We start from the raw sequence: 13,257 nt of genomic DNA, 5'->3' as shown, positions 1-13,257 counted from the left end.
AGAATGCTGATTTCTACTTAATCTTATTAAAGCTCGTTTTCAATTTTTTCGTGAGCGTCATTTAAAGATTCTGTTGGATCGACCCCATTTAATAACGTACGCTCAACTGCTTCAACTACATGGCGACTTATGCTTTGCCACTCGGTAATGGCAGGAGACGATTTAGCGCTCTCGAGCTGACCAGCAAAAACAGATAGCTGCGGATTTTCATCAAAAAATTCGTGCTCTTCTACGCCAGGGACAGCCGCAAACATCGAACCGACACGCTGCATATGATCGATCGCTTGTTCTTCGGACGCCACATGCTCCATTAACATAAAGGCTTCCTCTTTATTTTCTGATCCTTCTGGAATAACTAAAATTTCACCGCCAGCAAAGCTTGATGCTGTCGCTTGTGCCCCATCTGGGATTGGCGCAACATCAAAGTTTAAATCTGGCGCGTCACGTGGTATAGAAAAGACGCCCCATGCTCCTGAGAAGGACATGCCGATATTTCCTGCACGAAATTCACTATCAATGACTTCACTTTGTGAGACAAGTGAGTATTCACTCATTTCCTTGTAAAATTCTAGCGCTTCAATCATTTCTGGTGAGTTAATGGTACTTGCCGAGTTATCTTCATTTAATACGTCCGCTCCATTACTCCATGCTGTCGCCATAAAATAATGCCATGTTGCTTCCGGCTCACCTGCATGGATACCAAAGCCAGATGCATCTGTATTTTCTTCAATCTGTTTTGCATACTCCAGCATCTCTTCCCAATTTTGCGGCGGACTGTTTGGATCAAGCCCTGCTTCTTCAAAAATATCTGTATTAATATACATCGCTCTAGAAGACATTAACCATGGCATGCCGTATACGTCATCTTCATACGTAACCGTATCCCAATTCACATGATTATCGTAAATTGGTTGAACTTGTTCAGAAACATTCGCAAGAACGCCCTCTTCAACAAAGTTAGCAAACCATGTATCCCCTAATTCAATGACGTCAGGTACTGAGTTTCCTGCAAAGGCTGTTGTAATTTGTTCAAGCCCATTATCCCACGTCAACTGGCGTAAATTTACGTTAATATTCGGGTTTTCTTCAATAAAAGAATCAATAACTGGGTTTATAGTATTTTCAGAATCCGGATCATCTTCACCGGTAAAAAACCAAAAATCAAGTGTTACTTCATCATCTCCTCCAGAAGAACTCCCTTCTTCGCTTCCTCCATTACAAGCTGCAAGCATCATGCTTAATCCGCCAAAAATTGCTGCATACTTAAGATATTTTTTCAAAAGTATGACCCCCTTAATTAATTTTTCCAGTGGACGTATTAATTGTATGTAGGAAGACAAGGTCGTTTGTCCAATAGGAAGATGACGTAATTGTAGATGATCTCTTTTTAATTGTCAATAAAATTTTTATTTTCTAATATCAATCGCTTACATAAATCGTTTTGGTTTTAACATTTACAGAAATTTGCTATACTAGTTTAAACAGTTACTCATTATTCCCTATACTTATCGGTTTACACTTGGATTTCTTAGAGTTTCGCTAGTCTCACTTACATAGAACGTTTTATCAATTACCATTTAGGGTTCTCTCCCTGTTTTACATAGTGTTCACACCTTTACAGACAACCATTTTCTTCAACCCCCTCCAATTCTCCGACAAAAACTTTCTCATTCTAACAAGATAAACCTTTTCAAGTTGTGCAAAATTTATTATAATGATTACATAATAATTATTATCATCTGATATTCGGTTTCAGGTGATTACAATTATTCTATTAATCTTTTAAAAAAGGAGAATGATTATGACTGACAATAACATCATTTCTGAAGCGAATCATTCAGGAGGAAAATGTCCGTTTTTTCACGGTAGTTCAACTAACACAACTGTTTCTGGAACGCCAGAACGTGAATGGTGGCCAAACCAACTAAACTTATCCATTCTTCGTCAACATGACAAAAAATCAAATCCTATGAATGAAGACTTTGATTATACTGAGGCATTCAAGAACTTAGATTATAATGGATTGAAAAAAGATCTACATGCACTTATGACAGACAGCCAAGAATGGTGGCCGGCTGATTATGGTCACTACGGTCCAATGTTTATTCGTATGGCTTGGCATTCTGCTGGTACATATCGTACTGGTGATGGTCGTGGTGGTGGCGCAGCTGGTGCCCAACGTTTTGCTCCATTAAATAGCTGGGCTGACAATGCAAACATCGATAAAGCTCGTCGCTTGCTTTGGCCAATTAAACAAAAGTACGGAAATAAAATTTCTTGGGCAGATTTATTCTTACTAACAGGAAACGTCGCTATTGAATCGATGGGTGGGAAAACATTTGGATTCGGTGGTGGTCGTCCTGACGTGTGGCACCCTGAAGAAGATATTTATTGGGGGAACGAGACAGAAATGCTTGGCGATAACCGCTACTCAGGCGATCGTGAGCTTGAGAACCCTCTTGCTGCCGTGCAAATGGGCCTGATTTACGTTAACCCTGAAGGACCTAACGGAAACCCTGACCCTGTTCAAAGTGGCCGCGATATTCGTGAAACATTTGGACGGATGGGAATGAATGATGAAGAAACGGTTGCACTCGTTGCTGGTGGCCACACATTCGGTAAAGCTCATGGCGCAGGCGAAGCAGACAAGCATGTAGGCGCAGAACCTGAAGCAGCTCCGATTGAAGCACAAGGTCTCGGTTGGTTAAGTACACATGGTAGCGGAAAAGGCCGCGACACCATTACGAGCGGTATTGAAGGTGCTTGGACACAAAACCCTACTCAATGGGATAACGGTTTCTTTGATCTTCTTTTTGGCTATGAATGGGAATTAACAAAAAGCCCTGCCGGTGCTCACCAGTGGACACCAGTCAATGTTGAAGAAAAAGATTTAGCACCTGACGCAGAGGATGACTCTATTCGTGTAAAAACGATTATGACAACGGCTGACATGGCACTTCGCATGGATCCGGCTTACGAAAAAATTTCGCGTCATTTCCATGAAAACCCTGAAGAATTTGCAGATGCTTTTGCACGAGCTTGGTTTAAATTGTTACACCGTGACATGGGTCCACGTGATCGTTATTTAGGACCAGAAGTTCCAAGTGAAGTATTAGTATGGCAAGATCCCATTCCAGCAGGTAATTACGATCTTTCTGAACAAGAAATCGCTACATTAAAAGAGGAAATTCTAAATACGAACCTTCGTGTATCGGATCTTGTAACGACAGCGTGGGCATCTGCAAGCACGTTCCGAGGTTCAGATAACCGTGGCGGAGCAAATGGTGCACGCATTCGTCTTGCCCCGCAAAAAGACTGGGCAATTTTCCAAAATGAGTCAATTACAAACACCCTTACAACCCTTGAAAAATTACATGAAACGACAGAGATTAACGTGAGTCTTGCCGATTTAATCGTTCTTGGTGGGAATGCGGCTATTGAAAAAGCCGCAAAAGATGCAGGCTTTGATGTATCTGTTCCTTTTACTCCAGGACGCGGGGATGCGACACAAGATCAAACCGACATTGAGAACTTTGACGTTTTAGAACCATCATCTGATGGATTCCGTAACTTCCAAAAACAAAAGTTCACTGTGTCAGAAGAAGAATTGCTCGTTGATAAAGCACACCTTCTTAACTTAACTGCGCCGGAAATGACCGTTCTCGTTGGAGGTATGCGCGTCCTAGGTACAAATCACGATGGTAGCAACCACGGTGTCTTTACGAATCAAGTTGGTACGTTAACAAATGATTTCTTCACGAACTTGCTTGATATTGGTATCGAGTGGAAAGTTGTTGATGGCGATGTGTATGAAGGCCGTGATCGTAGCACTGGCGAAGTTGTTCGATCAGCAACACGTGTCGATCTTGTCTTCGGTTCTAATTCCATTCTTCGAGCGATTTCAGAAGTTTACGCTCAAGACGACAATAAAGGAAAATTTGTGAACGACTTTATCTCAGCATGGACGAAAGTAATGAACAACGATCGTTTTGATGTGAAACTAAAAGAATTGGCACTAACAAAATAAAACCATTCTTCATAGCAGAAACAGAAAGATATGAATACCATAAAAGACGGTTCATCCTAAATAGGATGAACCGTCTTTTTGCTTTATTTATCCCTTAATCACGTTTCACTTCGAATAAAATCCATGGAGATGGAATGTCAAACGTAACATCATCTGGCTTTAGACTTTTTTGCGTTTCTGACAAATCGATCCAAAGCTTTCCCTCTGGAAACATCTTATTAAACAACTGAAATTGTTTTCCTACGACTTCCCACAACCCTTCTTCTGTCCAAAGATCATCCCAGAGATACACCATATGTAAATAATCTGTCCCCTTTTGATCGTACTTAAAAATGACGAAGCGATCTTCAGTAGGATGTTTAAACAAACACCAATCATTTACATTCGCTTCCAAAAAGAGAGAATGTGTTGCTGGAAAAGAATAGTAGCATTCATATGGAAACACTCGATGCTTGTCTACAAATTCTTTACTAAGTAAATCCTGTTTTGTTTGAATGTCAATGATCTCTTTCCATGTGATCGACTCATTGAAGCTAGTATTTGGAGCCGTGACTCTTGTTGCATTAAATAATGTTGTTACTTTCCTCATATTTAATCGTGCTAATATTTTTTGAGCAGGAAGGTTGTCGCGCTCCGTGTTTGCGCCAATCCATTGAACATTTGAATCATCTTTCGCTCTTTCAATTACGAAAGCTAGTAAGGTTGTTGAATAGCCATTTCCTTGAAATCGGCGATCGCTGCGTAAACGACCTAACATGGCATAGTAATTAGAGAAGACCGTATAACCAGCCATACTTACAAGTTGATCCTCAATGAACAATCCATATAGCACGTGGTTTCCTTTCGTTAAGGATGGAAAGATTCTTTCGATATAATCATCGTTTATCCCTGTCTCCATCAAGGTAAAAAATACTTGATCTTCTTCAAACAATTGACGAATCATGATGTCACCCCTTCTATCTACAACGAGCATAGCGTATTTTTTTACGTTCGCCAAATCGTATAAATAAAAAAAGCGATGACCCTACTATTTAAAGGTCATTCGCTTTGGATTTTTTATTACGAGTGTGCTGCTTTCTTCCCAACTCCAATACCTAAATAGCCAAAAAGAATTGTTAAAATTGGTGATAAAAATAAGAAAAATGCATACGGAATGTATTCAATAACCGCTACACCCAGTGTAGAAGCGAAAAAAGCGCCACTTACTCCCCAAGGTATAAGAGGATTAACAAGTGTTCCTGCGTCTTCAAGTGTTCTGGAGAGATTCTTTTTCTCTATGTTTAGCCTTTCATAATGCTTCTCAAATGCTTTACCAGGTAATAAAATAGACAGGTATTGTTCGCCCGTTAGTGCGTTGACGCTGATGGAAGATGCAGCCGTTGCGCCAATGACGTTTCCTCTGTTATTGAGAAATGAGCGGAAAAACGTTAGTAGTCGATCAATTAAACCTACCCGCTGAATTAAACTTCCGAGCAATAATGCAATAATAACGAGTGAAATCGACCACATCATCGACTGTAGGCCACCAGCATTAACAATTGCATCGATTGATTCATTTCCAGTTTCTGTTGAGAAGCCATTTTGAATTACAGTAAACCATTCGCTAATTGTCCAGGTACCTTGAATCAATCCAGCTGTTAGAAGTCCTGTACCGATTCCAATAGCAAGAGCTGGAATCGTTGGAAAACGCATAAAAGCAAGCACTACGACCACAAGTGGTGATAGCAGAGTTAATGCGCTAATGGAGAATGACGCATCTAATGTTGCCAGCATTGCCTGAACTCCTTCCGGCTCGCTTGACGAATATGTCCGACCAATAAATAAAAATAAAACCGCCGTAATGAGAAAGCTAGGAATGGTCGTCCACATTAAATGCTTAATATGTGTAAACAAATCTACGCCGATTGCACCAGAAGCAAGGTTCGTTGTATCGGATAAAGGCGACATTTTATCGCCAAAGCACGCACCACAAATGATCGCACCAGCAGCCATAGCCGGATTAACCCCTAGAGCTAACCCAATTCCCATCATCGCTACACCAACAGAGCCAATAGTGGTAAAAGAACTCCCTGTAAAGCTAGATACAATCATGCAGATAAGCAAGGCACTAATCGCAAACCACTCAGGAGAGATGATCGTCAAACCATAAAACAAAATGGTTGGGACAGTCCCACTCATCATCCATACTGCAATAACAATGCCGACTAATGATAAGATCAAAATTGCTTTTGTTCCATCTGTAAGGCCTTTTACCATTGCTTTTTCGAGTTCATGCCATTTGATATTTAAGAAGATCCCGATTATACTAACTAACACAATACAAAATAATAACGGAATATGTGGCTCAGCTTGTAAGAGAGTCATGCTAGTAACGATTAGCGCCATCATCACAATAAGTAAAAGCATTGCCGACCCTAATGAAATCTTTTTTTCTTCCATCATCTATTCTTCCCTTCTCTTTTGCCCCAAACACTTTATCACTTTCACGCTTTTATGCTTTTATGCAATAAAGTTATTAAGGCTTAATCGTAACGAACCTCTCCTAATTCGTCAATAATATTTTTTAATTTATTCATTCTTATTTCACACATTTCCGCAAAAGAACGTAAATCCCTTCTATTTCCTGACCATTTCGTCGTTATTTACCGATTAAAAATAGAGTTCTGAGGGTATGTCAATACATAGCAAATGTCTGGAGGGTCAACTATGGCAAAAAAACCTATTATTGCGATTAGTGGTGCGAGTGGCTATATTGGTAAGAACTTGATGAATCAATTGCAGGACAAGGCCCATATTATCGCATTATCACGTTCCATTGAAAACAAAGAAAATACAGACAATGTAACTTGGCGACAAGCCGATTTATTTTCATTAAGTGATTCAGAAAACGCATTAAAAGATGTTGATTATGCAGTTTACCTTGTGCACTCCATGTTGCCTTCTGCAAAATTAACGCAAGCAAAATTTGAAGATATGGACTTTATTTTAGCTGATAACTTTGCTCAAGCAGCTCAAAAGAATCAAGTGAAACAAATTATCTATTTAAGTGGCATTCTCCCTGATAACGAAAAAGAATTGTCGCGTCATTTAGAAAGTCGTCGAGAAGTTGAGATGGTGCTAAATTCTTACACTGTACCGGTTACAACCGTTCGTGCAGGGCTCATCGTAGGACCAAGTGGTTCCTCCTTCCCAATTGTGAAGAAACTCGTGAAACGATTGCCGATGATGATATTACCAAAATGGACACGACAAAAAACCCAACCTGTTGCTTTACCTGACGTGCTACATGCTCTTGATGGCTCAATTGGAAATAAAGACGTCACCGATAAATCAATTGATGTTGCTGGTCCTGAAGTGATGACCTATCGTGATATTATGCTTGAAACAGCAGATGTTATGGGAAAAAAGCGAAAAATGATTAGTGTGCCATTTATGTCTGTAAAACTGTCCCGATTATGGGTATCAGTTACGACCGGAACGCCGAAAGAAATGGTTTATCCATTAATTGAAAGCTTAATTCACCCAATGGTAGCTGAAGCATCCCGGATGCACCCTGACCTCAGCTATGGACAAACATCGTTCCGAGAAGCCGCTCAAGCAGCTCTTGAAGAAGAAGCAGCAAAAGGCAACAATCAAAAGAAATCACTTCCTGCAAAACCGCAGAAAGTTGCCGACGTTCGTTCGATACAACGCGTGCCACTACCAAAAGAACACAGCGCTGATTGGCTAGGTCGCTATTATCTACAATGGCTAGAAAGCATCGGAAAGCCGTTTCTACACGCAAAAGAAAATGACCATCGATCGTCAATTTACCTTTTCAATAAAAAGATGCTAGAGTTTTCTTATGCAAAAGAACGCAGCCATGAACAACGCGCTCTTTATTATATTACAGGTGGGGCATTCGCGAAGGTTAATCCGGAACCAGGAAGAGGACGCATCGAGTTTAGAAAGATCCCTCATAAAGATGAGTGCATCATTGCCATTCATGAGTACCAACCATCTTTGCCTTGGATTCTTTACACCTTCACTCAAGCAAACATGCATATTTGGGTCATGTTCTTATTCAAAAAACATTTGGAACGAATGATTCGTAAAGATTCGCTCCCTTCATTAAAGTTTGAGCAGTTTTATTTAAATGAATAAAAAACGTTGGTATACTTAATGTAAATGAGTTTCGGAGGTGTCCTTATGCCAACAGAACAAGAAATAAAAGATACGAAAGAACGCGTAATGGGAGAACTTGAAAACGTGATGGACCCAGAACTAGGAATTGATATCGTTAATTTAGGTCTAATCTATGACATTCATTTAGACGACGACTTAAATGCAGAAGTTGAAATGACATTAACAGCCATGGGTTGTCCGCTTGCAGGAACAATCGTTTCAGACGTTAAGAACTCTCTTACTGACCTTCAAGAGTTAGGAGAAATTGGCGAAGTAGATGTTAACATTGTTTGGAGTCCTGCGTGGTCAAAAGATAAAATGTCTCGTTATGCCAAAATTGCACTTGGCGTAACCGACTAGTCCAAACCCTTTTATCATTTAAACATTTGAATGATAAAGCGCATCAGACGGTTTTTTGCACAAAGATCTTCACTAGTTGTTGCAGAAATCACCGTCTGAAGCGCTTTTTTAAAAAAAAGCTCCCTCTAAAGTCTTCACTTTTTAAGTGTCAACTTTGAAAGGAGCATATCTTCTCACTCGGCCTTCACAGTCATTAATTTTTCTAGTTGTTCGCCTAAAAATGTGGCAATTTCTAACATCCCATATTGATTGGCTTTGGCTTCTGCTTCTGAATTGTAGTTCGTATTTGTATTAATATCATACGTATATAAAACCCCGTTTTTGTCTTTAATACATTCTATTCCAGCAATGCCAATTCCATTGTTTTGAAGAACACGTTGATAGTGTTCAATTACTGGCTCAGAAAATGTAGGGTCAATCGTAAATTTTGATGTGGGCTCTTCACCTACTGGACAATACAAATTTTCAATTGAGCAAGCGTCTGCTGGACAAAGTTCAAATCCATCCGAAGTATTGACGCGAACCGCATAGATAAATCGGCCACCGACAAATTCACAGCGCGTAATAAAGGGTTCTTCTGATTCAATATATTGTTGTAGTAACGTTATGCCATCAACAGGTTCTTCAAAAGCATTGCTATCTAAGTATGCGCGTAACGCCTCCCGAGATTGAAACAACTGGACGCCTAGTCCTTTCCCAGCGCGATTGTGCTTCGTAATAAACGCTTCACCTTCAAATGCCTCACTCGCTTTATAAAGCTGCTCTTTCCCCACAGCAGCGATGGTTTTTGGGGTTTTCACACCTTCTTTTTCTAGTTCAGCGTATTGAACAACTTTACTTAGTTCCAATCGTAATGCTCGGGAATCGTTGATAACCGTACGTCCATATCGTTCAAGCCATGCAAGCACGGCACTCGTTAATTCTGGTGCAAATCGATGACCACGAGTATGAGAAGATGCGCTCATACGATTGTAAAATATACCCTCTGGCGGCGCTTCATTTAAATGGATGGCACCAGTCGATAAGTTCCAATTTTCATAAGGCAATTGCAATTGAGTCAAGCGTTCGAAAAGTGGCGCACTCCATTCTTCATTTTCATGGATGACGTAAATTTTCATAGATGATTGTCCCCTTGCTATTAAGGTAGTTATTGTATACATTTATGATAGCAATTTCTCAAAAGAGTGACAATAAGAAGGTGTTGTAATTCAATGGATAAACAAGAAATTCGAGAACTTACGTGGGCGACAATGACAGAAGAAAAGGTGGCTCGTTTCCCGTTTCCGATAAAAGGGCGCATACCCAACTTTAAAGGTGCCGAGGCGGCTGCGGCGATTGTAAGAAAAACCGATCTTTATCAACAAGCCAAAATAATAAAAGTGAACCCTGATTCTCCTCAATTACCACTGCGAGCAGCAATTTTAGCAGATGGGAAAACACTATTTGTGCCAACTCCTCGATTAAAAGATGGCTTTATCCAGGTTAAACCAGAGTGGGTTCCCTCAAATGAGTACCGGAAAGCAGCCAGCTTAACCCACATAAAATCGTATGGGAAAATTATTTCTTTAAAAGACCTTCCGCAAATCGATTTAATGGTTATGGGCTCTGTAACCGTAGATCGTGATGGACGTCGCTTAGGCAAAGGTGCCGGTTATGCCGATCGTGAGTACGCCATTTTAAAAGAGCTTGGTCAAGAAGATATTCCTGTTCTTACTACGATACATTCCTGCCAACTCCGCGAAGAAGAGCTGCCCATGAACCCTTATGACGTCACAATGGACTATATTGCCACTGAAAAAGAACTGATTCAAACGAACAGTACTCATTTAAAACCGAGCGGCATATTTTGGGATCAAGTCTCTCCTGAGGAGCTAGAAGACATGCCCATTTTACAAGAATTAAAAACGCTAACCGCTAGTCGGCGTTAACGCCGGCTAGTTAAGTCTTCATACCATCTTTCTAACACATGATTACTAGGTGCATTTAGGTAAACATCTTGATCTTCAACCTGAACATATAAATAGTCTGATTCATCGCCTTTCGTAAATAAAAGAACAGTCTCATTATCACTAGTTCGTCTGTGATAGCCTTTTGAAACCGTCGGTGTTCCAATACCGTTTATCCGTACCATGGAAGGTCGTTCCTTAATGATTTGTACATCTACAACTTCCTCTATTGGCCATTCTGATCCGTAGGCACCGGTAATTTCAAAAGTATCTTCTTTAACGTGAAGGTCGTGAGCTTGCATGCCCCTCACTGTGAAACTTACAAAAATAACCATTAAAACGAATCCAATTCCTCCATTCAAAAAATAGGAACGTTTTCTTTTTTCTTTGACTTCGTAACGCGAGAGATAAGTCGTTCCTCCAAATAAAACAATGATAAACACAAGCCATTGAAGGATCATCGCATATTGAATCGCTAGTAAAACAGGGATGAGAAAAACGAGAAGCACACTTCCTAGTCCAACCATTAATTTCGCATGTTTTTGTGGCCAGCCATTTTCAAGTAGCTGTCTTTGTTCATCTTGTTTTCGCATACCAAAATTTGAAACAAAATCATAATAGTCATACTTTAACATCAACAGACTTGCAACAATCATACATACACTTATAAATCCGATGATGACTCCATAGATAATAAGCATTATTCCCTCCTCTCTTCCTATTCTACGTCGATCGAAGCGGAGCGTTTCAAAAGAAAAGCTGATCGACGGTGTCGACCAGCTAATCAAGCTTATTCAGTAAACGCAACATTATGATACACTTGCTGCACATCTTCTAAATCATCAAGAGCATCAATAAGTTTCTCAAGTTGTGTTTCGCTTTCTTCATCTAAATGGACTTCTGTTTGAGGCAACATCGAGGTCTCGACTAAATTAAACGATTGAATTCCTGCTTGCTTTAAGGCTTCTTGAACAGGTTGAAGTTGATCCGGATCAGCGTAAATGACAACCAATTCATCTTCTTCAAGGATATCTCTTGCATCGAGATCGGCTTCCATTAACAATTCCAACGTGTCATCCGCAGATTTTCCTTCAAATGCAATCACAGCTGTATGATCAAACATATAGGACACTGATCCACTCACACCCATGTTTCCACCGTTTTTCCCAAAAGCCGCTCTCACATCCGATGCCGTTCGATTTACATTATTCGTTAATGCGTCAACAATAAGCATTGAACCATTCGGCCCAAAACCTTCATAGCGCAAGTGATCGTAGTTTTCGTCCGCCCCACCTTTTGCTTTTTCTAATGCTCTTTCAATAATTGCTTTTGGAACATTGTATGTTTTCGCTCGTTCCAGGACAACTTTCAATGCTTGGTTCGCTTCAGGATCTGGTTCTCCTTGCTTCGCAACCACATAAATTTCGCGACCAAACTTCGCATAAATTTTACTTGTATTCGCATCTTTTGACGCTTTTTTTTCTTTAATATTGTTCCATTTACGCCCCATAACCTGTCACTCTCTTTCTGCTTAGTTTTCACTAATTATTATAACGTAAAAAGGAAAAACTGCGTAGACCGCTTTCTTAATCTCTATTAAACATCTATAATATAGCTTTAAACAACTTATGTATGATCGGAGGCTCACGACGATGAATGAGCAAAATGATCCAACCAACCTTATTATTAAGAGCTACCAACAAGACGAGCAAATGATGATTCTTGTCTTTTCACAATGGTGTATAAACAACGACTTAGATCCTGTTCAATTATATCAAGAGGCCTATCCACAACAAGGAAATAATAGTGAGTTAGCTCAAGCCCTCACCTTAACTGTTCCGAAAGCGGAGTCGAGCCCAATCGCCACAGAAACGGTCATTAGCCTGCTTGGTTTATTTGGAAACGAAGATTTGGCTTTTATTGTCCAACAGCACAGACCTTCAGGAAGCTAGCATTTGCTTCCTGTTGTTAATTCCATTCCTACTGGACAATGATCACTTCCATAGATGTGAGCGTAAATGGTAGCGTCTTCTAACCTCGATTGAAGATTTTGGTCCACTAGAAAATAGTCGATCCGCCAGCCGATATTCCGTTCACGAACCTTCGCCATATAGGACCACCATGTAAAAGATTCATCGTCAGTTGGATAGAAATAGCGAAATGAATCAATAAAACCTGATGTCATCAGACGCTCGAACTTGCCACGTTCTTGATCCGTAAATCCAGCATTTCCAATATTAGCGCGGTCATTTTTAACATCAATCCCTTCTCGAGCGACGTTTAAATCTCCACATAAGATAACAGGTTTTGATTCTTGTAACGATTGAATGTAAGTGCGCACTTCCTGCTCCCACTCCATTCGATACCCAAGTCGACTTAAATCTCGTTTTGCATTTGGTGTATACATCGTCATTAAATAAAATTCCTCGTATTCAAGGGTGATAACCCGACCTTCCAAATCTGGAAAGTCCTCACCTAAACCATAATGGACGTGAAGCGGGGAATGTTTTGTGAATATAGCTGTTCCAGAATACCCTTTTCTTTCTGCATAATTCCAATATTGCTCATATCCAGGTAAGTCTAGTTCTAATTGTCCTTCCTGCATTTTTATTTCTTGTAGACAAAAGAAATCAGCGTCTACTTCTTGAAAAAAATCAAGAAAGCCCTTTTTTACACAAGCACGTATACCATTCACATTCCACGATATAAACTTCATTTCTACTACTCTCCATTCTATGTAAAAAAGACTGCTTACAAGCA

The 13,257-nt window shown here is 40.0% G+C and carries 12 protein-coding genes; 5 read left to right on the top strand and 7 right to left on the bottom strand.

Annotated elements, in window-relative coordinates; all coding sequences use genetic code 11:
• Positions 1-26 precede the first annotated feature (26 nt).
• On the bottom strand, positions 27-1,280 hold the full coding sequence (locus tag ABC361_RS09005) for an extracellular solute-binding protein (RefSeq protein ID WP_413073664.1): 1,254 nt from the start codon (positions 1,278-1,280) through the stop codon (positions 27-29).
• A gap of 521 nt (positions 1,281-1,801) precedes the next feature.
• Here ABC361_RS09005 and katG point away from each other — a divergent pair.
• The gene (gene katG / locus ABC361_RS09000) at positions 1,802-4,027 is read left to right on the top strand and encodes a catalase/peroxidase HPI (protein WP_413073663.1); all 2,226 of its coding nucleotides are present in this window, start codon (positions 1,802-1,804) and stop codon (positions 4,025-4,027) included.
• Positions 4,028-4,121: 94 nt separating this feature from the next.
• Here the strand turns inward: katG and ABC361_RS08995 are convergent, their stop codons facing one another.
• Together ABC361_RS08995 and nhaC are read right to left on the bottom strand one after the other, a co-directional pair.
• Positions 4,122-4,970, bottom strand: coding sequence for a GNAT family N-acetyltransferase (locus ABC361_RS08995; protein WP_413073662.1), 849 nt, complete (start codon positions 4,968-4,970; stop codon positions 4,122-4,124).
• A gap of 116 nt (positions 4,971-5,086) precedes the next feature.
• Entirely contained in the window at positions 5,087-6,469 is a 1,383-nt protein-coding gene (nhaC, locus tag ABC361_RS08990; protein ID WP_413073661.1) for a Na+/H+ antiporter NhaC, read from the bottom strand.
• Positions 6,470-6,733: 264 nt separating this feature from the next.
• Here nhaC and ABC361_RS08985 point away from each other — a divergent pair, with 264 nt between their 5' ends.
• Complete coding sequence (locus tag ABC361_RS08985) at positions 6,734-8,170, top strand: NAD(P)H-binding protein (protein ID WP_413073660.1); 1,437 nt, start codon at positions 6,734-6,736, stop codon at positions 8,168-8,170.
• Positions 8,171-8,215: 45 nt separating this feature from the next.
• Entirely contained in the window at positions 8,216-8,551 is a 336-nt protein-coding gene (locus ABC361_RS08980) for a metal-sulfur cluster assembly factor (RefSeq protein WP_413073659.1), read from the top strand.
• Between the two features lie 173 nt (positions 8,552-8,724).
• Here the strand turns inward: ABC361_RS08980 and ABC361_RS08975 are convergent, their stop codons facing one another.
• Positions 8,725-9,669: an ATP-grasp domain-containing protein gene (locus tag ABC361_RS08975; RefSeq protein ID WP_413073658.1), complete on the bottom strand. Its 945-nt coding sequence runs from the start codon at positions 9,667-9,669 to the stop codon at positions 8,725-8,727.
• 93 nt (positions 9,670-9,762) lie between these two features.
• On the opposite strand from ABC361_RS08975, the gene ABC361_RS08970 reads away from it, so the two are divergent.
• Positions 9,763-10,479: a 5-formyltetrahydrofolate cyclo-ligase gene (locus ABC361_RS08970; protein WP_255225159.1), complete on the top strand. Its 717-nt coding sequence runs from the start codon at positions 9,763-9,765 to the stop codon at positions 10,477-10,479.
• Here the strand turns inward: ABC361_RS08970 and ABC361_RS08965 are convergent.
• Complete coding sequence (locus tag ABC361_RS08965; protein ID WP_255225158.1) at positions 10,476-11,198, bottom strand: DUF3784 domain-containing protein; 723 nt, start codon at positions 11,196-11,198, stop codon at positions 10,476-10,478. The two genes, ABC361_RS08970 and ABC361_RS08965, sit on opposite strands and share 4 nt — an antisense overlap.
• 89 nt (positions 11,199-11,287) lie before the next feature.
• Positions 11,288-12,007, bottom strand: coding sequence for a YebC/PmpR family DNA-binding transcriptional regulator (locus ABC361_RS08960; RefSeq protein ID WP_255225157.1), 720 nt, complete (start codon positions 12,005-12,007; stop codon positions 11,288-11,290).
• A 142-nt stretch (positions 12,008-12,149) separates the two neighbouring features.
• On the opposite strand from ABC361_RS08960, the gene ABC361_RS08955 reads away from it, so the two are divergent.
• Entirely contained in the window at positions 12,150-12,449 is a 300-nt protein-coding gene (locus ABC361_RS08955) for a hypothetical protein (protein ID WP_413073657.1), read from the top strand.
• Here the strand turns inward: ABC361_RS08955 and ABC361_RS08950 are convergent.
• Positions 12,446-13,213 (bottom strand): exodeoxyribonuclease III, encoded by a 768-nt coding sequence (locus tag ABC361_RS08950; protein ID WP_413073656.1) that lies wholly within the window; start codon positions 13,211-13,213, stop codon positions 12,446-12,448. The genes ABC361_RS08955 and ABC361_RS08950 overlap by 4 nt on opposite strands.
• Positions 13,214-13,257: the final 44 nt, after the last annotated feature.

The organism is Shouchella phoenicis (assembly GCF_047238345.1).
In the GTDB taxonomy this organism is placed as follows: domain Bacteria; phylum Bacillota; class Bacilli; order Bacillales; family Bacillaceae_D; genus Shouchella.
This window is presented reverse-complemented; position numbering and strand designations above follow the sequence as displayed.